We start from the raw sequence: 25694 nt of genomic DNA on the forward strand, positions 1-25694 counted from the left end.
CCTCCTATGTCATCGAGTACGGCAACGGCGATACAGATACCAACTACACTGCGGGCAAACCGGTCACCACCTACCCTCGTGAGCGTCCGCGGCAGACGGATACCAGCTACGCTTACCAGCGTTCCGGTAATTTCCATGCGTATGCGACCGTGCATTACACGGCTCGTTTCCGTGTGGACGGCGGCCCCTGGCAAATGATGGAGGTGACTCCGCAGGCGACCAGTGATCCGTTGCTGGTGCGTGTGTGGTGGGTTGATGTGGGACGCGTCGGCGGCACCTGCGATGAAGACGACACTCGCTGGGGCTGCAAGAATGACCCAACGATGGGCAAGAAGGATAACCCGAACCCGCGCCTACGCAAGGCCGATATTCGTACCGGTCAGCGCTGGCATCTAAACGACAGCGGTGACGGGGACACGGAGTATTCGTTGCACCGTGACTGGCCCGACATGTAAACCACTTCTAACCCAACATATAAATAACCGCAGCAGGCGGCCCCGGATACGGAAGTGTTCAGGGCCGCCCGCTTTTTAGACCGAGGTTTTCGATAGGTTAGTGCCTTCACCGTGGGTCTTTAACCCGCGGTGAAGACACTAACCTATCGACGAAAAGGCTAAGTCATAACCCATAACCGGCTCTCATCTACCTGGCGCAGCCGGAGATCCGGTCATGGGTTTACGGATTTGTGCCATAGGTTAGCGTCTTTGGTCGTAGCTAAAAGCCATGGCAGAAGATACTAAACCATGGCACAAATTCTGTACGGGTTACAGCCCCATAGCGAAAATTCTCGGCGCAAAAAGTCTCGGCATGAAAACCCATACCGCGTAACAACCCGTAATAATCCGTAACACCCCCTTGCGGCATACCCCCCTAGGGTATAGACTGGAGTCATGGAAACCACCAGCAACCAGTGCTGCCACAGCACATCCGACCAGGTCAGCACCGCATCCGGCACACCCGCCGAAAAACCCACTGAGGCGCACACTGGCGCATGCTGCAGTGGCGAGGCGCCCGAAACCCAGTACGGTTACACCTCCAACAAAGAGGCGCACCTCAAGCGCCTGCGCCGCATCGAAGGGCAGGTTCGCGGCATCGCCCGCATGGTCGATGAAGACAAGTACTGCATCGACATCCTCACCCAGGTTGCCGCGGTCTCCAAGGCGCTCCACGCCGTCTCCCTGAACCTGCTCGAAGAGCACATCGGCCACTGCGTGACCGGCGCCGCCGTCGAATCCGAACGCACCGGCGACCCGACCATCGCAGAGGCCAAGGTCAAAGAGGCAACCGCCGCGATCTCGCGCCTCATGCGCAGCTAAACACGCTGCCCCTAAACACCGGGCGGACCCAAGTTTTCAACCCATTACCGAAAGGAAATCATCATGAGCACCACCACCGTTAAGGCAACCGGCCTGACCTGCAACCACTGCGCTATGAGCGTCAGCGAAGAGGTCAGCGAAGTTCCCGGCGTGACCGGCGTGACCGTGGACGTCGTCAAGGACGGCGTCTCCACCGTGACCATTGAGCACGAGGGCACCCTCAACACTCAGGCTGTCGCAGACGCCATCGTCGAGGCTGGCTTCACCCCCGCCGTCTAGCACGGCAGCCGGCTCGATTAGGAGTCATCATGGCTTACCCTCCGCAGTACATTGCGATGGTTGTTGGCGCGGTCCGCACCCTTGTCGGCGCCGAAAACATGCACCTGCGCGACGCGATTGCCCGCGTTGCCAGGCAGATGAATCTGGATGCGGCGCTGGTCGATTCGTGGGTGAAGCAGAGCCCCGAATATACGGCGCGTGAAGATGCGTCCGGCGCCGCGCGACGTAGCGGCACGAGCGCGAATAAGCGTTCCGCCGAGCACGAGCAGGGCGTGAAGGCGCGCGAGAAGGCGAACGCTTCGCCGTTCCCGCGGGCTACCGTGAAACGTGCCTACGGTGTGTCTGATCGTGGCGCGAAGGTGACCGGTATTCGCCCGCATACGAGCAGGCCGGATGGGCTGCCCGGCGACCACTAAGCCGCCGCTTTCACAGCCGCAACCCTACGCTCGCCGCCGCGTTTACCGCCTCGCGGTTTTACCCGTGGCTTCACCCTCGCGCGCTCTCGACGCTGCACCCCTGATACTGCACCAAACACCGCCCGGGGCGGGGTCCTTCGAGGCCCCTCCCCCGGCTTGGTGTGTACCTTTTTCTACCCTCCCGTTTTTGAGTTTTGAGGAAGTATTGTGTCTTCTACACTCCAGAAGCCCTCATCACAGAGTGAGCGCTCTCTTTTTAATGCCGCCGGAACGACCGCAAAATCAACGGAGTCGACCCGAATTATCCACGTGGATATTCAGGGCATGACCTGCGCATCCTGCGTGGGTCGCGTGGAGCGTAAGCTCCGCAAAATCCCCGGCGTTGACCCGGCGGTGAACCTGCCCCTGGAGTCCGCGCGCGTCATCGTACCCGAGGGCGTGAGCGACGACCAGATCGTTGAGACCATCAACAACGCCGGCTACACGGCGCACCTCAAGAACGGGCCACGCGCGGGCGCTGGAACGAACGCGAGCGCATCCGGCGGCGGCAACCAGCACAGCACCCCGAGCATGAACGGCGGCTTCACTGACCGCATTATTTATGCGGCGATTTTGGGTGTGCCCATCTTCCTGATTTCCATGTTCCCGGCGTTCCAGTTCCCGAACTGGGGCTGGGTCGTGGCGATTCTGACCGCGCCGGTCGCGTTCTGGTGCGCCGCGCCGTTCCACCGCGCCGCGCTCATCAATGCCCGTCACGGCTCCTCCACGATGGATACGCTCGTGTCCCTCGGCGTGGTCGTGGCGTACTTCTATTCGCTGGCGCAGCTGCTCATGAACCCGGCGTTGACGGCGCACGTGCACCATGCGGGCGGCAGCTTCTGGTCGATGTTTACCGGCCACCATGCGCCGCTGTACTTCGATTCGGCGTCCATGGTGACGCTGTTCCTGCTGATTGGCCGCGCAATTGAGCACCGCACCCGCCACCGCTCCTCGGATGCGCTGCGCACCCTGCTGAGCATGGGCGCGAAGGAGGCGACCCTGCTGCGCACCGATAAGCAGGGCGTGACCAAGCAGGTGCAGGTTCCGGTGGAGGACCTCATGCCGGATGACCTGTTCCTGGTGCGCCCGGGCGAGAAGATTGCCACGGACGGCGTGGTGGTCGAGGGTACCTCCGCGGTGGATGCGTCCCTGCTGACCGGCGAGTCCGTGCCGGTTGAGGTGCATCCGGGTGATGCGGTCACGGGTGCCACGGTGAACACTTCGGGTTCGTTGACGGTGCGCGCCACCCGCGTGGGCGCCGAGACGACCCTGGCGAAGATGGGTGAGCTGGTGGCCAGCGCCCAGGAGACGAAGGCTCCTATTGCTCGCCTGGCGGACCGTGTTTCTGCGGTGTTTGTGCCGGTGATTTTGACGATTTCGGCGCTGACTCTGATCGGCTGGTGGCTGATTTCCGGTGACGGTGCGGCGGCGTTCAACGCGGCGGTGTCGGTGCTGGTGGTGGCGTGCCCGTGCGCCCTGGGCTTGGCGACTCCGACGGCTCTGCTGGCGGGTACGGGTCGCGGCTGGCAGTTGGGCATTTTGATTCGTAATGCGCAGGTGCTGGAGGCGACGAGCACGGTTGATCGTGTGGTTCTGGATAAGACCGGTACCGTGACGACTGGTGAGATGTCTGTGGCGTTCTACGGCACTTTTGACGACTATGAGTCGGCGGGTGACCTGGCCGGTATTTCGCCGGATTCCGCCGGTTCCAAGAACGAGCGTTCCCTGTCTGTTCTGCGTGATGCAGCCGCCGTGGAGGCGCTGAGCGAGCACCCGATTGCCCGCGCAATTGCCGGTTTTGCCCGCGAACAGGGCGTACTTGCTGAGGGTGCTTCGGCGCCGAGTGTGAGCGGCTTTGAGGGTGTTCCCGGAGGCGTGCGCGGCGTGCTGAGCGGCGCGGGTGACGGTGCCGAGAACGGCGCCTCCCGACTGGTTGTTGTGGGTACTCCCGAGTACCTGCAGGCGGCGGGTGCGCAGCTGAGCGAGGGCCAGTTGGCGCTGCTGGATCAGGCTCGCCGGGCGGGTCTGACGACCGTGGTCGTCGCCCGCGGCGAGGCTCCGAACGGTGAAGCCCCGAACAGCACCCCCGACCCGCAGCCGGTCGGCATGATTTCGGTTGCCGATACCCCCAAGCCGGAGGCTGCAGAGACCATGGCACAGCTGCGTGAGCTCGGCCTGGAGCCGATCCTGCTCACCGGTGACGCCCCGCAGGTTGCGCAGGCGGTCGCCTCGCAGGTCGGCATTTCGGCCGATAACGTGTACGCCGGCGTGACCCCCGAGGGTAAGTCGCAGGTGGTGCGCCAGCTGCAGGAGGCCGGTCACCGCGTGGCAATGGTCGGCGACGGCGTGAATGACGCCCCGGCGCTGGCTCTTGCGGAGCTGGGCATTGCGATGGGTTCGGGCACGGACGTTGCCGCGGAGGCTGCCGATATTGTGCTGACCCGCTCGGATATTGCCTCGGTGGTGACGGCGCTGCGCCTCTCCCGCGCTACGCTGCGCACCATTAAGTCGAACCTATTCTGGGCGTTCGCCTACAATACGGTGGCTATTCCGGTCGCCGTGGCGGGCCTGCTGAACCCGATGATTGCGGGTGCGGCAATGGCGTTTAGTTCGGTGTTTGTGGTGCTGAATTCTATGCGTCTGACGGCGTTTAGGAAGTAGCGAAACATAACGCGAAATTGCCCAAACATTAGCTATTGAAATAGCCTGAACGAAAAATTCAAAAGCATATCTCGCCGTGCTTTTCGCACGGTAAAAGATATAAAGAAATGCACCGCCCGTGTAAAGGCGGTGCATTTCTTTATATTCAGTTTTCACGGGCGGCGGCTTGAACGCCTAGCTTGAACAACGAGCTCAAAAGCCTGGCTCAAACGCCTCGCCCGAAAGCCCGAGCTCAACAGCACGAGCTCAGCAGCCCGGCAAAACCTCGCCGAGAACCGGGCAGAACCTTAGGCCCAGGTGACCAGGTCCTCGATGGAGCGGCGGCTCTTCGGGGCAATCTCGCGGGCACGGTAACCGAAGGTCACAGCCACGGACACGCCGTATTCCTCCGGGTCGAACAGGCCGGCAGAGACGAGCAGCTCGTTCACTGCTTCGTAGTTCATACCCTCAATGGGGCAGGAGTCGATGCCGAGCATTGCGGCGCCGGTCATCATGTTGCCCAGGGCGATGTAGGTCTGCTTGGATGCCCAGTCGAAGAGCGCGCGGTCGCTTTCCAGGACCTTCATGTCGTTCTTCTGGAAGTTGCCGTAGCGCTCGAGTGCGGCCTCCATCTGCTCCTCGGTGAGGTTGCGGCTTTCGAGAGTGCGGCGCATCCACGGGGTGTCGTAGCGCAGACCCTTCTTCGCCAGCAGTACGACCAGGTGGCTTGCGTCGTCGAGGGCACCCGCCATACCCCAGGCAATCGGCTTGAGCTTTTCACGCAGTTCGGGGTCCTGGATGACCAGGAACTTCCATGGCTCGGTGCCGACGGAGCTGGGCGACAGGCGCGCAAATTCGAGGATTGCGGCGAAGTCTTCGTCGCTGATGCGGCGGTCGGGGTCGTAGGCGCGGGTTGCGCGGCGGCGGGCGAAAATTTCGAGAGCTTCTTCGCGGGTTACGGTCACGGTTTCATCCTTTGCATGAGGGTTTCATTACCCTGTCATGCTACACCCGCGGAGGGTGCGGGCGGCGGAAAATGTGATTAGTTACGCCCGCAGGAAATACGCCCGCGAGCGGCGGGACCGTATTGCCGGTGTCGTATTACAGGGTGTACGAAGCCGGTGGGCTGGTACCCAAGGCGCCCAGAGCGCACCTGCCCAGCACCTCCTATGATGCCCCTACTCGGCACCGGCTTTCATCCACACATCCGAGCGGGCGCGGCGACCGAAAATGACCGCGCGGATTCCCTGGAAGTACAGAATATACGCGGCCCACAAGCCGCAATACCCGGCGAGCGCATCCATGGCACCGGCGCCGACCGCCCAGTGCAGGCCGAGCATGACCGGTACGTACATAACCAGCATGATGAAGCAGCCGATTGCCAGGTATTTCACGTCCTGCGCGCCCATGAGGATGCCGTCCAGGGCGAACACGTACGCGGCGATGGGCTGGCCGAGGGCAATGATGACGGTGGCGATGGTGAAGAGGAACGCCACCTGCGCGTCCTGCGTGAAAATCCAGGAGCCGAAGAAGCCGATGAGCGGGCAGATCAGGCCGGTGATGACGCCGTAGATGAGGCTCATGCGGAGCAGCCGGTTTTTCAGCTGGCGCACCTTTGCACGTTCGGATTCTACGTTGAGGTCGCGTTCGCCGAGTTCCTTGCCGAGTAGCGCCTGGGCGGCGATGGCGAGGGAGTCCAGGGCGTAGAGGAAGAGGTTAAATACGCCCATACCGAGCTGGTAGGCGGCGGTGTGTTCGGTGCCGAATCGTGCCACGACGAACACGGTCAGCAGGGAGGCGATGCGCATGGACAGGGTGCGCAGCATGAGCCAGGAGCCGAGCGAGAGCACCGAACGCATGCCGGCGACGTCGGGTGCCCAGCGGACGGCGTGTTCGCGGGTGCCGCGCATCATGACCACACCGAGCGCGGCCGCCATGCCCCACTGGGTGAGGGAGGTGCCGGTCGCCGAACCGGCGACACCCCAGCCGACCGGGTAGATGAGTAGCCAGTTCAGCACAATGTTTACGAGCGTGCCGACCGTGGCGACTTTGAGCGGGGTGACGGTGTCTTGCAGTCCGCGGAGCGTGCCGACCTGCGCGAGGATAATCATCATCGGCGGAATACCCCACAGCGAGTGGTGCAGGTAGTCGAGGGCGTAGCTCATGGTTTCGTCGGTCGCGCCGAGGCCGCGCAGCAGCGGGTCTGCGAAGGCGTATCCGGCGATCATAAGGAGCATGCCGAGGCCGAAGGCGACCCACACGCCGTCCACACCGATCTGCCAGGCGCGGCGCAGGTTCTTCTCGCCGAAGGCGCGCGCCACGGCGGGCGTGACGGAGTAGGCGAGGAAGTTCATGAGGCCCACGACCGTGGTGACGAGCGTGGCGGCGATGCTCATGCCGGCGAGTTCCGCTTTGCCGAGTTGACCGATGAGGGCGGAGTCGGTGAGCACGAAGATGGGTTCGGCGATGAGCGCGCCGAAGGCGGGTACGGCGAGCGCGAGGATGCGCCGGTTCAGTGAAGGCTCAGCGGCGTTGGCGCTGGGGCTCGCGGCGTTCTTTGCGGGCGCGCCGGACGCAGTGCTACCGGGTTCAGTATCGCCGGGTTCAGTATTCGGGTGCTTCTGTGTGCTCATCCTTCTAGGCTACTCCCCGCCGCCGCGGCGGGTGCCTGCGCGCGGGGCGGGGTGCACTCTGCGAGATGGGCGCGGTTAGGCGCCTCGGCCGCGCAGTTCGTCGAGGGCGCGGCGCTCCTTCTTGGTGGGGCGGCCGCTGCCTCGTTCACGTTTGGCGACCGGAGGCATGGAGAGGTAGGCGGGGCGCGGTCCGGAGAGGTCTTCGTAGCAGGTGACGGCGATGGGGGCGCCTACGCGTTTGACGAGGAGTTTTTCGACTTTGAAGACGCGTTCCCAGCCGGGGTAGCGCACGCGCACCACGTCGCCCTTCTTGAGTTTTTGGGAGGGTTTGGCGGGGGCGTCGTTGACGCGTACGTGGCCGCCTTTACATTCGTCGGCGGCGAGGGAGTGGGTTTTAAAGATGCGCACTGACCAGAGCCAGAGGTCGAGCCTGGCGCTGGTTAGTGCGTTGGTGTCTTCTGCGGTCATGTGTTCATTGTGGCGCGAGGCGGGCGGGGCACCAAATCAGGTGCGCCCGCCTATCCTGCGCAATCTCACCGTAATCTCACCAGGCAAATCCGCAACCGGCGCCAAACCCGCCCTGCGGCAGAAATTTTCTGCTGCACGCACCAGCCTATTGAACGCAAAACCGCATCTACTAGGGGTATTGTTAAGTCACCTTCTCAAGAAGTGTTCTCAAGGCCACATCGTTCGCGTGGTCTACGGGGGGGTGTGGCCGCGACGCCACGGGCTCCCTGTAACAGATTGGATATACACCATGTCAGCTTTGAAAAAGCTTCTGGCGGCTGCCCTCATCAGCACTGTGCTGTCCTCTTGCTCTTTCGGTCCCACGTTGGAGAAAGATGAAAGCGCCCGCGCGATTTTCGACGTAGAAAATGATCGGGTGATTCTACCCTTGGACGCATACGACACCACCGGCAAGGACGAATACTATACCAAGGCCCTTGAGCTCGCCCGCAAAAAGTGCTTTGCCGAACACGGGCAGCATTACGAGATGTTTGTCCGCACCGAGGGGGCCGGCAGGAACTTCGGCAGGACCTACGGAATCTGGAATGTTGAGCGCGCCCAAAAATATGGTCTCCACGAGCCCAATGACTCGAATACGCTGGACCTGTCCTCCCCTGCACCCACATCCGACCCTGGGAAGGATGTCAGCACCGAATGCTATCAGCGCGCCCACAATGAGATGAAGCAAATTGGAGAGTCACCAGGCGGCTCCACCACGTATACACGTTTGGAGACCGACGTTCGAAACGCCGCTGGGGATAGACAGCTCAAAAAGTCCCTCGACGACGAATGGAAGCGATGCGTCAAGGATAAAGGCCTCACCCCCGATAGTGAGATGACCGTCAAGGAAGAAAAGAACATTCCTCATAGCACCACCCCCTCAGAAGAGGAAATTCGAATCGCCGTCATCCAGGCGCAATGCAATCAGGATGTAGGCCGTTCGCAGAAGCTCTACGACCTGGAGGCGCAGTACCAGAAGCCGCTCGTCGCCAAGAACCAGGCAGCCCTGGAGAATGAGCTCAAAGAATTCAAGCGCCGGGACGAGAAGTTCAAACAGTACGTCCTCGACAACCAGTAACAGCGAATAGCAGTCGGTAGTCCGACAGAAAAGGGTGTGTGCCGTGTTCAGTGAACACGGCGCACACCCTTCTTACCTTGTACCGGCCATATTGTGCCGGCTACGTTGCGCCGGTTATCCAACCCGCGGTGGTTATGCCTCCACCGTTGCGGTGCGGCGCTCCTTGAGAGCCCAGCCAATCACGCCGGTCAGCAGACCGAACGCAATCCAGGAACCAAGCACCAGCCACTGGTCGCTCGTTGCAACCTCCGGGAAGTACGCAATCGAACGCAGCAGAGTCGAGGAAGCACCCGGCACGAACATCTGACCAATCTGACCCCACACACCGGGCAGGAACGCGCTCGGCATGCTTGCACCGGAAATCGGGTTGCCGATGAACATGGTGACGACGGCGCCCAGGCCCAGGCCTGCGGCGGGGACGAGCAGGCTACCGAAGCCAATCATGAAGGATGCGGTGGCAAGGTAGGTGGCGCCGAACGCTGCCCACAGGGTTGCGAAATCACCGGGAATGAAACCGAACCAGGTGCTCAGAATCAGGGCGGTCAGTGCGCCACCGATGACCGCGTACAGGGTTGCGGTGGCGAAGCGGCGCCAGGTGCCGTTAATCAGGGTCAAGGAAAGCATGCCGCCGATGATTCCACCCATGACCAGGGGGAATGCGGCAATAGCCAGACCGGTACCGGAGGAGTCACTCTCGCTCAGGGGCACCACTGCGGTGGTCTTCACCGCCATTGCGGATGCCTGCTCGGACTGCACCTTCATCTGCTCCAGCTGGGCGGCAGCCTGCGCACCCTGCTCGCCTCCCGCCTGCACCGCCTGGGTGAGGGCTTCCGTCTTAGCGGCGAGTGCCTTCTGCTGAATCTGCGCGTTCAGCTGGGTGGCAACACCGTTGAGCATCTGGGTTGATGCGGTGTTGGCGGCGGGGGCGGTCAGCACCTCGGGAGCAGCGCCTTCGGTGAAGATAATTGCGCCGTAGGTTTCGCGCTGCTTGATTTGCTGTTCAGCCTCTTCGCGGGAGGATGCCTGCTTCAGCTCAAAGGTCTCAATGCCCTTATCTTTGAGGGACTGTTCAAACTGGCTGACGGTCACCTCGGGGCCTGCGATAGAGACGGGCAGGTTCTTTGCCTCCATGGTCTTGGTGGGCCAGGTGAAAGCTAGGACGACGAGTGCTACCACCAAGGATGCTAGTACGGAGGTGCTGCTGACCTTAATCCAGGAGGAGCGCTCGGGGGCTGCGGCGGTCACTGCTTCTGCGGTGACTGCGGTGGCGGTTTCGTTGTTCATGACAATCTCCAAACAAAATGCATATTTCGTTTACGAGTCAGAACTCTACTCTCGGTTTTTACCAAGCGCAAACGAAATAGCTATTTTGTTTATGAAGTCACAAAAAGAATCAGTGTTGTGTTTACGCGTTCTTTAGCCTCACCCCCTAGACTGGAACCATGCCCCGACTAACAGATGCCACCAAAGCCGCACGCCGAGCCCAAATCATCGAAGCCGCCGTTAGCTGCTTCCTCGAAAAGGGCTACACCAACACCTCCATGAGCGACATCATCAAAGCCTCCGGGCTGTCCTCCGGGTCCATCTACTCGCATTTCTCCGGCAAAGAAGACATCCTCATCACCGCCATCAACGAGCGCCTCGAAAACGTCAAAAATCTCTACGCCGCACTCCCCGAAGGCGCCGGCCCCCAGGACATTCTCGAAACCATCTACACCAACCAGATGGCGAACGAGAATTTCTCTGCCATGCTGCGCATCCGCGCCGGATCGCTCCACGCACCCGAAATCGCCAGGGCAACCGCAGACACCATGCCTCTATTGCAGGGCATCATCGTAAAGACCCTCACCCCCTGGGCAGCCGAACAGCTCAGCGTTCTACACGAAATCAACCCCAATTCAGCGCAGCGCACCCCCGAACAGGAGGCGCTCATCGCCGACTACGCCCGCGACACTGCAGACGCCTTCATGATGGTCTTCCAGGGGTACATGCTCCGCTCCTTCTTCGGCACCCCCAAGGAAAAGGACCGCCTCTACCGCGTCGCCTCAGCACTTCTTCCTGAGTAGTTGACCGCCCGATAGTCCCCAAAAATCACCCTTGAGCGGTTGTTTTTCAGCATTTAGACTATACAGGGGCAACATAGGTCATTCACATCCTGCAGGCGTAGAATCAAGGAACCATGACTGAATCCTGCACCCCCGCAACCCCCGAGCCGCGCGCCACCAACCCCACCGAGCTGAACAACCTGCGTGCCGCACACGCCGATGAGCTCTCTTCACGCACCCGCGCCACGAGCATCCCGACGGATTCCTGCTCCCTCTACGACGACGAGGCGCTCGGCGGCACCGCCGGACGCGCCACCGCCTGGCTGGCGCTCGAGCACGTGGGTCACTGGGGCCGCGACGTGCTGGACGGCTCCGCCCTCGGTGAGGAGCTTTCGGAGGCGTTGGGCGAGGCAGTCTCGCAGGCGGGTTTGAAGTTCCTGCTGATCCGCCAGACGGGCAAGGCGGGGCGTGTACTGCACGGCGCGCCGGATGCATCCGGCAACCCGACCCACCGGGTACTCTACGCGCTCTGCACTCCGGGCGAGGAGAAGCTCTACTCGTTCAGCGTGAGCACCCCCGAGCAGCTCCTCGAACTGCCCCTGGGCAACCCGCAGGAGTTGATTCAGGCGACCGGCGCGGAGCTCATGGATTCCCCCGCCATTCTCGTGTGCACCCACTCCAAGCGTGACCGCTGCTGTGCCCTGCGCGGTCGCCCCATTGCGGCGCACCTGGCGGATATCCTGCCGGGTAATGCGGTCTGGGAGTGCTCGCATACGGGCGGTCACCGCTTTGCCCCGGTCGGCATTATGCTGCCCACCGGCTACACCTACGGTCGCCTCTCGGAGCCTTCGGCACTGGCGGCGTACCTGTCGCTGGCGGGTCGTTCCATTCCGTCGTTGCACGGTCTGCGAGGCCGCAGCACGGATACTCCGGTGGAGCAGGCGGCGGAGGTTGCCGTACGCCTCGAACTGGAGAAAAAGGGTGAAGAAGTAACCTCTGGAGGTTTGGTTTCACGTGAAACATCGGGGCGGGAGGCGTTCATTGCGCTCCGCGAGGCGGGCATCGACTCCGCGGTAGACACCGCCGAACACCCCACCCTGGAGGCGGCACTCACCTCCCACACCGACGGACGCTCCTGGGTCACCTTCTTCGAGCGGGTCGCCCTTGAGCCGCGCCCCAACTCGTGCGGCAAGGGTCCCGCAGATGCTTTCAGTCGCGAGCTGCTCGCACTGCATCAGCTCTAGCACCCGCGCATGATGTAGACAGCGCGAAGCCCCGGCGGGCACCTTCTCGGGTGCCCGCCGGGGCTTCGCTGTATTCAGGGTTCGGCGTATCCAGGGTTCACCGTAACCGATATTTCAACCTTATCCGACAAGCAGGCTTATCCGGCGAACGGGTTCGGCGCGCCGATGTACTGCAGCTCGGTGTACTCCTCCAGACCCTCGGGGCCGCCCTCACGACCCATACCGGACTGCTTCACACCGCCAAAGGGGGCTGCCGCGTTCGAGATAACGCCGGAGTTGTAGCCGATCAGGCCGAACTCCAGACCCGCAGCCATGCGCGTAAAGCGCGGGTGGTTGCTCGTGTACACGTACGCTGCCAGGCCGTACTCGGTGTCGTTGGCGAGCTTCAGGGCGGTGCGTTCACCCTCCTCACCGTAGCCGCTGAACGTGGCAATCGGGGCGACGGGGCCGAAAATTTCTTCACGCCACACGCGCATCGAATCAGTCACGCCGGTCAGCACGGTGGGGGTCACGAAGTTGCCCTTGTTCAGGTTCTTGGGCATGCCGCCGGTATCGCTCGGAACGTTCTCCTCAAGCTCGGGAATGTACCCGCCGCAGGCGAGGAGCGCGCCCTTACCCAGGGCGTCTTCGACCATAAAAAGTATGGATTCAACCGCTGAAGGTTGAATTAGCGGCCCACATTCGGTTCCGTCGACGGTTCCGTCACCCACGACGGTCGCCTCCATGCGCTCCACGAAGGCGCGGGTGAACTCTTCGGCAACGTCCTCATGCACAATGAATCGGTTGGCGGCGGTACACGCCTCGCCCATGTTCCTCATCTTCGCCGCGTAGGCGCCCTCCACGGCGGCGGGAATATCCGCGTCCTCAAAGACGATGAACGGTGCGTTACCGCCCAGCTCCATGGAGGTGCGCAGAACATTCTGCGAGGCCTGCGCGAGCAGGGTGCGGCCCACGGCGGTGGAGCCGGTGAACGATACCTTCCGCAGGCGCTCATCAGCCATCAGCGCCGAGACAACCTCCCCGGTGCGGGAGGTGGTCACCACGTTCAGCACGCCGTCCGGCAGTCCCGCTTCACGCATCAGGTCCGCGAAGTATAGGGAGCTGAGCGGAGTCAGGGAGGCGGGCTTGAGCACCGCGGTGCAGCCCGCCGCGAGCGCCGGGGCGACCTTGCGTGCCGCCATGGCGAGCGGGAAGTTCCAGGGGGTGATGAGCAGGCAGGGGCCGACGGGGCGGCGCACGGTGGTGATCTGCAGCCCGGATTCGGGGGCGATGCCGGTGCGGCCGAAGTTGCGGGCGGCTTCTTCGGCGTACCAGCGCAGATAGTTCGCGGCGTAGGCGACTTCGCCGCGGGACTGGTCGAGGGGCTTGCCCATTTCGAGGGTCATGAGCCGGGCGATGACTTCGGTGCGCTGCGTCATGAGCGTGTAGGCGCGGTTGAGGATGTCGGCGCGTTCGCGGACGCTGGTTGCCGCCCATGAGGTGCGGGCGTCGCAGGCGGCGTCGAGTGCTTCGATGCCCTGTTCGACGCTGGCGTCGGCGACGTGCGCGAGGATTTGGCCGCAGGAGGGGTTGTGCACGGGGAAGGAGCCGTTGTCGCCGGTGACCCAGCTGCCGCCGATAAGCAGGTCGGTGGGCACGTAGAAGAAGGGGTAGGAGGGCCGCTCGTAGGGGTCGATGGGTTCGCGCTGCGGCATGTTGATGCTTTGCATGTGCGGTTCGGTGCGGCCTCGTAGCTGGGCGGATTTCGCGGCGGGCTTTGCGGCGGGACTCTCGGCGGAGCTTTCGGGTGAGGTGGTCATGGCGTGCCTTTCGGGTTGGGGCGGCCGGTGCGGTCGACTCTGACGCTTTTAATTCTAGTACCGCGCACTCCCCTACCCCTCGAACCGACCCGGCGGCTCTCTCCCCTGCCCCGCTCGCCCTATACACCCTTACGCGCCTACACGTCCCCGCTCGCACTCTCCCCACCCTGAGAAGGCCGCGGGCACGCCGAAGGGGGCCGCATCCGCTGTGGATGCGACCCCCTTCGGGGTGGATTCCCGCTCGGTGCGCGAGGGTCCTAGCTGGGGATTATGGAAAGCGTTGCCCGGAAGGGATGCTCGGTGTTGCATCCGCTCTGCCCGGTACCCGTGTTCTCACCGCTGAGCGGCGGTGAGGCGGGCCCCTAGGTGGACTAGGCCCACCGGTCCTCTCAAATCCAGGACTGACGTGCCTCGATTCGAGTCAGCTCCAGAGGACCGCCATCGTTGGTGCCGTGGAAGCGGCCGAAGTGTACGTACGGGCCGCGGTAGGCGCTGTGGTTGATGGGGCTGGAGTATTGGCCGTTGACCGTGTAGTAGAAGCTGTTCTTGTTCACCACAATCTTGCAGTTCAGTGCCTGGCCGGTGGTGACCTTCTGGCGCAGCTTCATGGTGTGCAGCACGCGCGGGCTGGTCTGCTTGGGTTCGAAGCAGAGAATCTGCGCTACGGAGTTGCCGCGGTAGTTGGGGCGGATGGCGAGCACGTAGGTGCCGTCTTCCTGGTTTGCGGCGAACTTCTTGCCGATGCCGAAGGGGCCGTCGTGTTCGCGACCGAAAGCGACGTAGCCGTAGTGGCCGTCCTGCTGCGGCAGTGCACCGGTCCACTTCATGGAGAAGTCGAGGGTGTACTTTTCGCGGGTGGTGTAGTTCGCCAGCGGGCCGAGCAGTACGGATTCGTCGTAGCGCTGGTTGTGCACGATGGCTACGCCGGTCAGGTCGGGCATGTCCGCTGCGACGGAGGGGTCGGCGGGCAGCATGCCGTGGGGACGCTTGCCGGTCTTGATCTTGACGCTGGAGTCGAAGGGGTCACCGATTACCCAGTAGGGGTCGGGGCACATGAAGCCCTTCACGCCCAGTGCCTTGTACTTTTCGTAGGCGGAGCGGCGGTGGATTTCCCAGACGATGACTGCCTTGCCGAGGCCGGTGAGGGCGCGTACGTTCTCTTCGCTCATGGAGCCCTGGGAAGCGCCGGTCGGCTTCTCGTAGTAGGGTACGCCGATGGCGTCCACGTTTTCGTGGCGTGCCATTGCGGAAATCTTATCGATGGGGTCGCCGCCGTCGAAGTAGCACCAGGTGGCACAGCCTGCGGAGTTGGCAAGCTTCAGGTAGCGGGAGGTGGGCTTGAAGCCGCCGCTGCCGTCACGGTACATCTTGATGACGGTGCGGCGCTGCAGGCCGCGTTCGGTGATGAACTTGACGAGGCCTGCCTGTGCGGGGCCGTCCTTCGCTTCGAGGAACAGTACGACCTTCTTGCCGCCGACGGAGGCATATTCGCCGCCTGCGGGTACGGCGTCAACGGCTGCGATGGCTTCTTCGAGGGTGGGGATGTCGTACAGGTCGGTCTTCTCACCCAGGTTCTTGCGCATGTTGACCTTGTACCGGCGCAGTTCGGCGAGGGTGTGGCCGCGCACGTCCATGGACGCACCGGTGGTGCGCTTGATGTTGGTGTCGTGCATGCAGACGAACTGGCCGTCGCTGGTGGTGCGTACGGAAATTTCGACGGCGAGGGCGCCTCGGCGTACGGATTCTGCGTAGGCGTAGGCGGTGTGTTCGGGGCTGATGTTGCCGGCGCCGCGGTGGGCGATGAAGAATTCATCGGTCTTGTAGAGCAGCTGATGTGCGGGGGAGCCGCTGTGTACTGCCGCGAGCTGTGCGCGGGTGTTGGCTGCGGCGTGGGCTTCGCCTGCCTGGAGCATGAGGGCGGCGGGCGCCAGAGTGGAGGCGCCAATGAAGCCGCGGCGGCTCAGATTCTTGGAGATCTTCGGGAATGCAGTCACCGTAGTGGTCCTTTTTTCGTTTATGAGTTGAGCGTAATGTGTGTGGTTGGTCATTGAAGTTTTGGTTTATAGCTGAGGGTCCGGATTCTCTCAACTCAAACTGCAACTTCTATGTAGGATAACGATTTTTTATCGGTGATTCACTGCGTTCACAAGCAAATAGGGTATTATGTGCGCCTCATTCTTACCCGCTGTGCAATGCGGGTGAATGTGTTCCTCCTTTTCCGCCGCTTTTAATAGCGGCATTTCATGCGGCGTTAAAAAATTTCTCGTGTAACGAAAAAAGCCGCGCCTGTAGCCCGATTGAGCCTGCAGGACGCGACCTTTTGCGTTAAGTATTTTCGCGGGTTTTCACCGCTGTTGAAGCTGAGCTATTTTCGCTGGTTCAGCTTACTTCTTGGATGCCTGAGCGACGCGGTCACCGGCTGCAACGGGGCGGCGGGACTCAGAGTCCTTGGAGATGTTGAACTTTGCGGTGTTGGTAATCATCACCATGGTTTCCTTGGAGGGGATGCGACCCTCGATAGCTGCCCAGTCGACCTCGATAATGGGTGCGCCTGCCTCAACCTTGTCACCTACGTTAGCGAGCTTGGTGAAGCCGTCGCCGCCGAGCTCAACGGTGTCGATACCGATGTGGACCAGTACCTCACCGCCGTTTTCGGTGCGGAGCATGAATGCGTGCAGGGTGTCCTGAATCAGTGCAATGGTGCCTGCAACGGGTGCGACGATGGTGCCTGCGGTGGGGTTCACTGCGTAGCCGTCGCCCATAACGCCCTGAGAGAAAACGGGGTCGGAGACTTCGCTCAGCGGCAGGTACTCGCCGGTAGCAGGTGCGACGTAGACGTCTGCGGACGATGCTTCCTGTGCGGCAGCTTCCTTCTTCTTCTTGCCGAAACCGAACATGTATGCTCCTTCTGGTCGTGTTGCGCTATGAATAGCGTGTATTTGTAGCGCTGATGCGTCCGCGTCGGATGCGGGCGTCGTTGCCTTCTTGGTTTCACACCGGGCGGCGCCTGCCTGAATTGCAGGGTTCGCACACTCCGGTGCATATGCACTCAGAATACAACACCTAAACCCGTAGCTCACGAGCTGAGGGTCATTCGACTCGAATTCTGCAAATATTCCGCAAATCTGGAACTTCAACTCACACTTCTGCACTCTTGAGGTCGCGAGTACACTTAGTGAAGGACTGGCACCCCTCCCCCGAGCCGGTGCCCATAAGAGAGAAAAGGCTGAAACTGATGACTGAAGCGGCTGAGACCGTTCTTGAAGTATTTATTCCGGGTCCCGGCGAGAACCCGGAGGATCCGCAGGATATGGAGCGCTCCGAGTTCCTGGGTGCCGCGCAGGAGGCGCTGGATTCGGGCGTGGACATTGAGGTGTACTCCACCGACTCCTACCCTTCCGCATTTGAAGAGTGCGCCCCCGTGGCGGAGCAGATTGAGATGAACGGCCGCGAGGTTCTGCCGCTCATGCTCGTCAACGGTGAGGTGAAGGTGTCCTTCTCCTACCCGACCGCCGAGCAGATTAAGCGTTTTGCGCGCGCCCACCTGGTCGCCCAGCCGAAGGCTAACGCGGCAGCTGCTGCGTGCGGCCCCTCCGGCTCCCCGGCGGCGTCGATGATTCCGAACCTGAGCCCCCTGGCGGAGCCCGCCGGTTTCGCGGCAACCCTGGCGGGTAAGGCACCCCAGCCGGTCGGCGGCCCCGAAATCGGCAACCGCGTGAACCTCATGGGTGGCGACACTGGCGACGGTATCCCCACCTCCGGTTCGGTGGCTGTGAAGTCCGGCGGCTGCGGATGCGGTGGTTGCGGCTGCGGCGGCAAGTAAACCCGCCCGACTCTAGCTACATCAACAAAGAAGCGGTGCCCGCCTCCTCATGATGAGGAAGCGGGCACCGCTTTCGCTTAACGAAGCTTAGGTTCACACCCGGCAGCGGCTACAGGAGCCGCGGCGGGCGAACAGTACCTTACTTGATGGAGGTACCGACGGAACCGAGCTGCTGGCAAGCCTCGACCACGCGTGCGGCCATGCCTGCCTCTGCAGCTGCACCCCAAACGCGGGGGTCGTAGGTCTTCTTGTTGCCGACCTCGCCGTCAACCTTCAGCACACCGTCGTAGTTGCTGAACATGTGGCCAGCAACGGGGCGGGTGAATGCATACTGGGTGTCGGTGTCGATGTTCATCTTGATAACACCGTAGGACACTGCGTCTGCAATCTCCTGCTCGGTGGAGCCGGAGCCACCGTGGAAGACCAGGTAGAAGGGCTTGTCGCCCTTGCCGTACTTAGCGCCGACCTCGGTCTGGATTTCCTTGAGCAGCTCGGGGCGCAGGTGAACGTTACCGGGCTTGTACACGCCGTGAACGTTACCGAAGGTCAGAGCAGCCATGTAGGTGCCCTTCTCGCCCAGGCCGATTGCCTCAACGGTCTTGATTGCGTCTGCAACGGTGGTGTACAGGGAGTCGTCGATAGCGCCTTCAACGCCGTCTTCCTCGCCACCAACGGCACCAATCTCAACCTCGAGAACGAGCTTTGCCTTGGAGGTACGCTCGATCAGCTCAGCAGCAATCTTCAGGTTCTCGTCCAGGTCGATTGCGGAGCCGTCCCACATGTGGGAGTTGAAGATGGGGTCTTCACCGCGAGCAACAGCCTTCTCGGACTCTGCCAGCAGGGGCAGGACGAAGCCTTCCAGCTTGTCCTTGGGGCAGTGGTCGGTGTGCAGTGCAATGTTCACGTCGTACTGCTTAGCAACTTCGCGTGCGTATGCTGCGAAGGCCAGGGAGCCAACGACCATGTCCTTCTTGGAAGCGCCGGACCAGTATGCTGCACCACCGGTGGATGCCTGGATGATGCCGTCCGAGCCAGCCTCTGCGAAGCCGCGGATTGCAGCATTCAGGGTCTGGGAGGAGGTCACGTTCACTGCGGGGTACGCGAAGCCCTTTTCCTTCGCGGTCTGCAGCATTTCTGCGTAAACTTCGGGGGTTGCAATAGCCATATGCTGACTCCTTGGATAGATGCGACCGGTTACCGATGCTGGGCCGGTTCACCATATTTTGTTGGCGCGCGAGACGCCTCCTACTCGCACTATTTTACCAAGATACGACTTATTTATCGTTAATTTTTTGTGGGTTTTTTTGGGTTTACTGCAGCGAAATTTCCGCGAATTACCGCGGTAAAGTAGAGGTGTTAATGACTTGATGTCTTCTGTGCGTGCAGGGCAGCGTACACATCACCCGGACGCGATGAAAGGAACCTCCCATGAGCAAGGCGAGCGCTAAAAATAATCCAAAACAGCTCGACGCGAAACGTGAGAAGCGTGCCCGCCAGGCGCAGCGTCGTGCTGAGCGTGAGCATCCGAATGCGGCGGCTATTGCCCCGGTGCGCGCCCAGTTGGATGAGATTCTGGAGCGTAAGAGTCGGCATGTTTTGGGGCATGGCGATATGGCGAAATCCCTTGAGTTGATGGAGAAAATGCGTGATGAGGGTGCGAGTGACCACGAGATTGATGTGGCGCTTGCGGAGGCGAAGCTCCCCTCGGTGGTGCAGGTGGGCCGTAAGTCGTTGATGCGTTGGCCAAGCTGGTGGTGGTTGAATCGTCGCGAGCGTGCGTTGCGGGCGAAGATTGATCGCCTGATGGAGGGCTAAGTCCCCGTTTTGAATAGGTTGTGAGAGCACCCCGTTGTGGGTGCTCTTGTGCTGTGCGGTGGTGGGGTAATTGATTTTTGGACTCAGGGTTCAATTAATCTATTTCACAAAACAATGAAAACCACACAATACAACATGAACCAAATATATTCATAAGATATGCATTATATGTATATAAATTATTACGTGATGTGAGTTATATTTACCTAAATTACCGTGCTATAGTCGTTACAACCCGCAGACGTGTTCCCAACCACATTTCGTGTAGCACGTGCTTCAGACGTAACTATCCAAGGAGGCATAGCGTGAGCACCTCACCGAACAAGAACCCGCAGACTTCTGCAGCGAATCAATACACTAAGCCCCCCACAGACGACCCGTTCGCACACGAACAGGAAGGCTTCCACAAGGGGCTTGGCGCACGTCAGCTCCAGATGATCGCCATCGGTTCCGCTATTGGTACCGGCCTGTTCCTGGGCACCGGTAGCCGCCTGCAGGACGCAGGCCCCATGCTCGCCGTCATCTACGCCGTCATCGGCTTCTTCGGCTACCTGATCCTTCGAGCCCTCGGCGAGCTGATCCTTCACCGCCCCTCCTCGGGCTCCTTCGTCTCCTACACCCGCGAATTCTACGGCGAAAAGGCCGCATTCGTATCCGGATGGCTGTACTGGCTGAACTGGGCAATGACCGCCGTTGCAGACGCCACCGCTATCGCCATCTACATCAGCTGGTTCGGTCGATACAACCAGTTCTTCGCAGACATTCCCCAGTGGCTTAGCGCATTCATCGTCGTTATCATCACCGTGGCTCTAAACCTCATCTCCGTGAAGCTCTTTGGTGAGCTGGAATTCTGGTTCGCACTCATTAAGATTCTTGCCCTGCTGTCCTTCATGGCGGTAGGTATCTGGTACCTGGTCTTCGGTGAACCCATCAACGGCGTCCGCCCCGGTCTGGAACTCATTGCAGCCAATGACGGCTTCTTCCCCAACGGTATTCTTCCCGCTCTTATCGTGGTTCAGGGCGTTGTGTTCGCCTACGCCGGTATTGAGCTGGTCGGCACCACCAGTGGTGAAACCAAGAACGTTGAGAAGGTTATCCCCCGCGCTATCAACACCGTGATCTGGCGTATCGCGATCTTCTACGTTGGTTCCGTGGTTCTGCTCTGCCTGCTCATGCCCTACACCGCATACAAGGATGCAGAGTCGCCGTTCGTGACCTTCTTCGACGCTATCGGCATTGACGGTACCGCACCGATTATGCAGCTGGTCGTTATTACCGCGGCTGCTTCCTCGCTGAACGCTGGACTGTACTCCACCGGCCGTATCCTTCACTCGATGGGTGTTGCAGGTTCGGCACCGAAGTTCACCACCAAGGTGTCCCGCTCCGGTGTTCCGGTGGCAGGTATTCTGCTGACCGGTGTGATTGGCCTCTTCGGCGTTGTGCTGAACTTCTTCGTTCCCGAGCAGGCGTTCGAGGTCGTGCTGAACATCGCATCTGTGGGCACCATGGCTAGCTGGGCGGCTATCGCAATGTCGCACCAGAAGTACCTGAAGCTGGTCGGTGAGGGCAAGTACAAGCGCCCCAACTATCGCGCACCCGGCGGTCGTTTCAGCGACTGGGCTGTGATGGTGTTCCTCGCTGTTGTGCTGGTGCTGATGGCTCTGGATTACCCGGTGGGTACCTACACCCTGGCATCGCTGCTGGTGGTTATTCCGCTGCTGATTATCGGCTGGTACACGGTTCGTGACCGCGTCAACGAGATTGCTCGCGTCCGTGAAGGCTACACCGGTTCCGTGCCCGTGATTGCTGCCCGCCCCGTGGTGAAGAAGCTCGTTTCGGAGCCTCGTACCCACATTGACCTGGGTGACCTTGAGGACGAGGACAACCCGAAGGGTAGCTAACCCGACCGGTTGCCTGTAATCCCGGTAATATCCCGGCGAAGGCGAATGAGGGGGTTCTAGACCCTAGCCCTAGACTCTAGGAGGTCTAGGCTCTAGGAGCTCTAGACTCTAGAACCCCCCTCCCTGCACGTCTTTTCGTGTTCGTTCCGTATTACATCCGTGTAATACATAAAGCAAAGTACATATCTACAGCATTTCTAATACGGTGTGTCCTGCAATATATTTTGAGATAATAGATATCCGCAGTGACCACCAGATGCACAAAGAAGTTTTGTGCAGATATTCAAAGGAGAAAATCATGACTGAACGTCCTAGCGCACACGCGGTGGAATTTGTTGACGTCGCCTCGATGGCGAAGTGGATTCAGAAGGACGGCGTAGGCAACATCATTGCCGGCATGGTCGACTTCCTCGAAGAAGACTTCAAGAAGTGGCAGAGCTTCGACAAGATTCCGCGCGTCGCCTCCCACACCCCCTTCGGTGTGATTGAGCTGATGCCCACCTCCGACAACATCACCTACTCCTTCAAGTACGTGAACGGCCACCCGTCGAACCCGGCACGCGGCTTCCAGACCGTGACCGCATTCGGTCTGCTCGCTGACGTGGACAACGGCTACCCGGTGTTCCTGGCTGAGATGACCCTGCTGACCGCGCTGCGTACCGCTGGCGTGTCCGCCATGGTTGCTAAGCACCTGGCACGCAAGGATTCGAAGAAGATGGCAATGATTGGTACCGGCTCGCAGTCTGAGTTCCAGGCGCTGGGTATGCGCGCTGTGCTCGGCATTGAGGACCTGTCCGTCTACGACGTTGATCCGCACGCGATGGAGAAGTTCCGCCGTAACCTGGAGCCGCTGGGCTTCCGCATCCACCTGGCTAAGGACGTGGACGAGGCTGTTGAGGGTGCAGACATTATTACCACCTGCACCGCCGATAAGCAGCAGGCGAAGGTTCTGCTGGACCGCCAGGTGAAGCCCGGCGTGCACCTGAACGCTATTGGTGGCGACTGCCCCGGCAAGACTGAGCTGGAAAGCGAAATTCTGGACCGCTCCACCGTGTTTGTTGAGTTCCCGCCGCAGACCCGCATTGAGGGCGAGATTCAGCAGAAGGACCCGGACTTCCCGGTGGTGGAGTTCTGGAAGGTTCTGACCGGTGAGGAGCCCGGCCGCGTGTCGGATGAGCAGATTACCCTGTTCGACTCGGTGGGCTTCGCGATTGCTGACTTCTCGGGTCTGCGTTATGCCCGTGCGGCCACGCAGGACACCGACCTGCAGCAGTTCATTGACCTGGTTGCTAGCCCGGATGATCCGAAGGATCTGTACTCGCTGGTGAACGTTAACGTTCCGGTGGGCTAAAGGACTAAGCAGCCTGACGCTGAGTGGCCTTGAGCTGGCGGGCCTGTAGGTGCGCCAGCATGGGCTGCGAGGTTGAGAGTGAATAAAGTGAGGGCTGGGGAGTGGTGACACTCCCCGGCTCCTTCTTGTGAAATTTTCGTATGCACGGATTTTCTAGGGGCAACTTGTGAGCATTCTGCGGCTGGTTCACCCGTTCTGCCCTTCAGCGGGTGTGGCTACTGGTGGGTGGCGATAATTTCGCGCGCCTTCGCTATCTTCGCATCACGATAGGCCTTCAAATCATTCAGCAACGCCTGATTCTTCTCAATCAAAGGACCCTGATAGGACGCCTCAATATCACCCAAACGCTGAGCCAACCTCACCTTCTCACTACATTGAGCTTCAATGGTGGCCAGGCGGATAACCTCCTCCAACACTTTGGGATCATCAGCATTCAGACTGGCCAGTTCTTTGCTCGTCCATTCACCGTCCCCGGTGCGAGGCGTCAACCCTTCCTGACGCTGACAGTCCCACCAATCTGAGCGGGCTTTCTTCCATTCAGGGTCACCCTGCGCGCGCTGGTACGCTTCGCTACGGATACGACCGACGGGGCGGTACTTTTCCTCATCAGCCACATCAAAATAGAGCATATCCAGTTCTTCCCGATGCTCTTCGCGGCAGCTGGCCCTGACGTCTTCAGGGATGCTCTTATAAATCCTATCCTGCTCTTCTCCGACTTTGAGGAACGTAAAATGATTCGCCACATGCTTCACATTCCAGAGGCCATACTGGGCGGCCTTGCCAGAAACCCAGCCGTTTTCTAGAATTTCAAAATCGTATCCTTTTTTCGCGTAGCACTCTTTACGAATCAACAAATGCGCCCTATATGTTATATCTTGGGCCTGGTCACTCATGTCGTATTCATCGAGCGGAAGAGTAATATAGTTATTTTCAAAATCCAGCTGGGCTTTGAGGCCAGTATCTTTAGGCGCAGCGGCACAGGAACTTAAAGCTAAAGCAAAGCAGGCGAGTAGGGCAGCAGATTTCTTCATTGTTACCGACTCCTTTCAGGGGAATGACGCCGCGGTCATTCATATCCACAACTCGCAACCATTGGCGAGCCGAAGCCAGGAAATCCATCGCACACCCCAAACCGAAATTGAGAGTGCAATTCTCACATCTCCTGTGACTTGCATTAACACTAACACCCCTAGGTAATTCCATGCGTGGTTTAAGCCACCCCAACCCCCAACAGAAAGGTTCCGACGCGCACACAACACATCGAAACCTTTAAACACCTCATAAACAGCCACCGAACTACGACGGAATCTGGCCAAACACATGACGGCGAACCCACGCATGCATCGCAATACCCGCAGCCGTCGCCGCATTCATCGAACGCGTCGACCCAAACTGCTCAATCGACAGAGTATCCCTAGCCGCCGCATGCAACTCCTCCGACAAGCCCGGGCCCTCCTGACCAAAAACCAGCACACACTTCTTCGGCAGATCATACGTCTCCAGCGGCACCGAATCCGGAAAAATATCAATACCAATAATCTCCAGACCCTCACCCTGCGCCCACGCCACAAAATCCTCAATCGTCGGATGATGACGCACATGCTGATAACGATCCGTCACCATCGCACCACGACGATTCCAGCGGCGACGCCCAATAATATGGACCTCCTTCGCCAACATCGCATTCGCAGTACGCACCACCGTGCCAATATTCAAATCATGCTGCCAATTCTCAATCGCCACATGAAAATCATGGCGGCGCGTATCCAGGTCAGCAATAATCGCGTCCATCGACCAGTAACGGTACTTATCCACCACGTTACGGCGGTCGCCCTCACGCAGCAGCTCCTCATCCCAATGGTCGCCTTCAGGCCACGGGCCCTCCCACGGGCCCACACCCACCTCAAAACGGGCAGTACCCTGCTCAGTACCCTCAACAGCCTCAGCTACAGCCGCCTCCGCAGGCACAGCCTCAGCAGGTACAGCCTCAGCCGCCTCACGATTCTCAACCATCACAACCACCTTCACGCCAACAACCAGCGCCACTCCGGCGCCCACAGAGCCATCTTACAGACAAAAACCCGCACCACCAGCCACACACAGTAGCCAGCGGCACGGGTTCACCCGCCGCAACGGGAACGTCTTAAAAATTCACGAGATCCTAGTCCAAGCCAGTAGAGACTAGTCCAGGCCCAGCTCATCCTTCGAGTACGCGTACAGGCACGGAACGCCCGCAACCTCTTCCACATGCTCCTTAGCGCCGGTCGCACGGTCAACAATCACAGCAACCGCCACAACCTCAGCGCCAGCCTTACGCAGCGCCTCAACAGCGGTCAGCGCAGAACCACCGGTCGTGGAGGTGTCCTCAACAGCAACCACGCGGCGACCCTCAACGCTCGGGCCCTCCACCTGACGGCCCATGCCGTAAGACTTCTGAGCCTTACGCACCACAAACGCGTCAATCGCACGGTCCTGATCACCAGCGGCACGCATAATCGCGGTACCCACCGGGTCAGCACCCATGGTCAGGCCGCCAGCAGCCTCAAACTCGATGCCGTTCTTATCCAGCAGGTCCAGCATGACCTGACCCACCAGGCGAGAAGCCTCGTGGTGCAGAGTGATGCGGCGCAGGTCAACGTAGTAGTCGGCTTCCTTGCCGGAGGCGAGGACCACGTGCCCGCGCACCACAGCCAGCTCCATAATCAGCTGGCGCAGGCGTTCACGGGCTTCTTCAATGGGGAGGTTTTCAGAAAGCTTAGTCATAGTTCAAGTGTAGCGGCTCACGTGCAGGCGGTGCAGGCTATTCCC

The 25694-nt window shown here is 60.5% G+C and carries 22 protein-coding genes and 1 pseudogene; 12 read left to right on the plus strand and 11 right to left on the minus strand.

The features are described from left to right. From HMPREF2527_RS07060 to HMPREF2527_RS07080, 5 genes and pseudogenes are all read left to right on the plus strand, one after another. Nucleotides 1-455 (plus strand): annotated as a pseudogene (locus HMPREF2527_RS07060) (peptide ABC transporter ATPase); the annotation flags it as partial. 435 nt (nt 456-890) lie between these two features. Continuing rightward, nucleotides 891-1316 (plus strand): metal-sensitive transcriptional regulator, encoded by a 426-nt coding sequence (locus HMPREF2527_RS09960; protein ID WP_049360050.1) that lies wholly within the window; start codon nt 891-893, stop codon nt 1314-1316. Between the two features lie 63 nt (nt 1317-1379). After that, nucleotides 1380-1595, plus strand: coding sequence for a heavy-metal-associated domain-containing protein (locus HMPREF2527_RS07070; protein WP_044150011.1), 216 nt, complete (start codon nt 1380-1382; stop codon nt 1593-1595). A 29-nt stretch (nt 1596-1624) separates the two neighbouring features. Further along, nucleotides 1625-2011, plus strand: coding sequence for a hypothetical protein (locus tag HMPREF2527_RS07075; RefSeq protein ID WP_049341993.1), 387 nt, complete (start codon nt 1625-1627; stop codon nt 2009-2011). Between the two features lie 207 nt (nt 2012-2218). Beyond that, entirely contained in the window at nt 2219-4711 is a 2493-nt protein-coding gene (locus HMPREF2527_RS07080) for a heavy metal translocating P-type ATPase (protein ID WP_070507383.1), read from the plus strand. Between the two features lie 287 nt (nt 4712-4998). Here HMPREF2527_RS07080 and HMPREF2527_RS07085 read toward each other — a convergent pair whose 3' ends face one another. The 3 genes from HMPREF2527_RS07085 to HMPREF2527_RS09620 all read right to left on the minus strand — a co-directional run bounded on the left by HMPREF2527_RS07085 (nt 4999) and on the right by HMPREF2527_RS09620 (nt 7791). Next, nucleotides 4999-5655 (minus strand): NAD(P)H-dependent oxidoreductase, encoded by a 657-nt coding sequence (locus tag HMPREF2527_RS07085; protein WP_060824179.1) that lies wholly within the window; start codon nt 5653-5655, stop codon nt 4999-5001. A 213-nt stretch (nt 5656-5868) separates the two neighbouring features. After that, a complete protein-coding gene (locus HMPREF2527_RS07090) occupies nt 5869-7323 on the minus strand; it encodes an MATE family efflux transporter (RefSeq protein WP_083294468.1) in 1455 nt (484 codons plus the stop codon). 75 nt (nt 7324-7398) lie between these two features. Continuing rightward, nucleotides 7399-7791, minus strand: coding sequence for an RNA-binding S4 domain-containing protein (locus HMPREF2527_RS09620; protein WP_083294469.1), 393 nt, complete (start codon nt 7789-7791; stop codon nt 7399-7401). Between the two features lie 289 nt (nt 7792-8080). Here HMPREF2527_RS09620 and HMPREF2527_RS07100 point away from each other — a divergent pair, with 289 nt between their 5' ends. Further along, nucleotides 8081-8908: a UDP pyrophosphate synthase gene (locus tag HMPREF2527_RS07100; RefSeq protein ID WP_070507530.1), complete on the plus strand. Its 828-nt coding sequence runs from the start codon at nt 8081-8083 to the stop codon at nt 8906-8908. A 132-nt stretch (nt 8909-9040) separates the two neighbouring features. Here the strand turns inward: HMPREF2527_RS07100 and HMPREF2527_RS07105 are convergent, their stop codons facing one another. After that, nucleotides 9041-10192 carry an ABC transporter permease gene (locus HMPREF2527_RS07105; RefSeq protein ID WP_246824522.1) on the minus strand — a complete coding sequence of 384 codons (1152 nt, stop codon included), beginning with the start codon at nt 10190-10192 and terminating at the stop codon, nt 9041-9043. 158 nt (nt 10193-10350) lie between these two features. Here HMPREF2527_RS07105 and HMPREF2527_RS07110 point away from each other — a divergent pair, with 158 nt between their 5' ends. Then, nucleotides 10351-10974: a TetR/AcrR family transcriptional regulator gene (locus HMPREF2527_RS07110; RefSeq protein WP_070507389.1), complete on the plus strand. Its 624-nt coding sequence runs from the start codon at nt 10351-10353 to the stop codon at nt 10972-10974. A 113-nt stretch (nt 10975-11087) separates the two neighbouring features. After that, the gene (locus HMPREF2527_RS07115; protein ID WP_070507391.1) at nt 11088-12197 is read left to right on the plus strand and encodes a sucrase ferredoxin; all 1110 of its coding nucleotides are present in this window, start codon (nt 11088-11090) and stop codon (nt 12195-12197) included. A gap of 137 nt (nt 12198-12334) precedes the next feature. On the opposite strand, the gene HMPREF2527_RS07120 is transcribed toward HMPREF2527_RS07115, so the two are convergent. The 3 genes from HMPREF2527_RS07120 to HMPREF2527_RS07130 form a co-directional block, all read right to left on the minus strand. Further along, entirely contained in the window at nt 12335-13996 is a 1662-nt protein-coding gene (locus tag HMPREF2527_RS07120; RefSeq protein WP_070507394.1) for an NAD-dependent succinate-semialdehyde dehydrogenase, read from the minus strand. A 389-nt stretch (nt 13997-14385) separates the two neighbouring features. Next, nucleotides 14386-15990, minus strand: coding sequence for a glycerophosphodiester phosphodiesterase (locus HMPREF2527_RS07125; RefSeq protein ID WP_070507396.1), 1605 nt, complete (start codon nt 15988-15990; stop codon nt 14386-14388). A 390-nt stretch (nt 15991-16380) separates the two neighbouring features. Then, on the minus strand, nt 16381-16893 hold the full coding sequence (locus HMPREF2527_RS07130) for a PTS sugar transporter subunit IIA (RefSeq protein WP_044150002.1): 513 nt from the start codon (nt 16891-16893) through the stop codon (nt 16381-16383). A gap of 338 nt (nt 16894-17231) precedes the next feature. Here HMPREF2527_RS07130 and HMPREF2527_RS07135 point away from each other — a divergent pair, with 338 nt between their 5' ends. Further along, nucleotides 17232-17819 (plus strand): arsenic metallochaperone ArsD family protein, encoded by a 588-nt coding sequence (locus HMPREF2527_RS07135; protein ID WP_070507398.1) that lies wholly within the window; start codon nt 17232-17234, stop codon nt 17817-17819. Nucleotides 17820-17958: 139 nt separating this feature from the next. On the opposite strand, the gene fbaA is transcribed toward HMPREF2527_RS07135, so the two are convergent. After that, nucleotides 17959-18984 (minus strand): class II fructose-bisphosphate aldolase, encoded by a 1026-nt coding sequence (gene fbaA / locus HMPREF2527_RS07140; protein ID WP_012902702.1) that lies wholly within the window; start codon nt 18982-18984, stop codon nt 17959-17961. A 263-nt stretch (nt 18985-19247) separates the two neighbouring features. Here fbaA and HMPREF2527_RS07145 point away from each other — a divergent pair, with 263 nt between their 5' ends. The 3 genes from HMPREF2527_RS07145 to HMPREF2527_RS07155 all read left to right on the plus strand — a co-directional run bounded on the left by HMPREF2527_RS07145 (nt 19248) and on the right by HMPREF2527_RS07155 (nt 22886). Further along, a complete protein-coding gene (locus HMPREF2527_RS07145; protein ID WP_012902700.1) occupies nt 19248-19634 on the plus strand; it encodes a hypothetical protein in 387 nt (128 codons plus the stop codon). A gap of 305 nt (nt 19635-19939) precedes the next feature. Continuing rightward, on the plus strand, nt 19940-21535 hold the full coding sequence (locus tag HMPREF2527_RS07150; protein WP_070507400.1) for an amino acid permease: 1596 nt from the start codon (nt 19940-19942) through the stop codon (nt 21533-21535). A gap of 298 nt (nt 21536-21833) precedes the next feature. Further along, nucleotides 21834-22886, plus strand: a complete 1053-nt coding sequence (locus HMPREF2527_RS07155) for an ornithine cyclodeaminase (RefSeq protein ID WP_005504242.1) — start codon at nt 21834-21836, stop codon at nt 22884-22886. 215 nt (nt 22887-23101) lie between these two features. Here the strand turns inward: HMPREF2527_RS07155 and HMPREF2527_RS07160 are convergent, their stop codons facing one another. From HMPREF2527_RS07160 to pyrE, 3 genes are all read right to left on the minus strand, one after another. After that, nucleotides 23102-23917, minus strand: a complete 816-nt coding sequence (locus tag HMPREF2527_RS07160) for a hypothetical protein (protein WP_070507402.1) — start codon at nt 23915-23917, stop codon at nt 23102-23104. A 265-nt stretch (nt 23918-24182) separates the two neighbouring features. Continuing rightward, a complete protein-coding gene (locus HMPREF2527_RS07165; protein WP_012902696.1) occupies nt 24183-24944 on the minus strand; it encodes a TrmH family RNA methyltransferase in 762 nt (253 codons plus the stop codon). A gap of 123 nt (nt 24945-25067) precedes the next feature. Next, nucleotides 25068-25649 carry an orotate phosphoribosyltransferase gene (gene pyrE / locus HMPREF2527_RS07170; protein ID WP_005504234.1) on the minus strand — a complete coding sequence of 194 codons (582 nt, stop codon included), beginning with the start codon at nt 25647-25649 and terminating at the stop codon, nt 25068-25070. Nucleotides 25650-25694: the final 45 nt, after the last annotated feature.

It is taken from the genome of Rothia sp. HMSC071B01 (genome assembly GCF_001808945.1).
In the GTDB taxonomy this organism is placed as follows: domain Bacteria; phylum Actinomycetota; class Actinomycetes; order Actinomycetales; family Micrococcaceae; genus Rothia.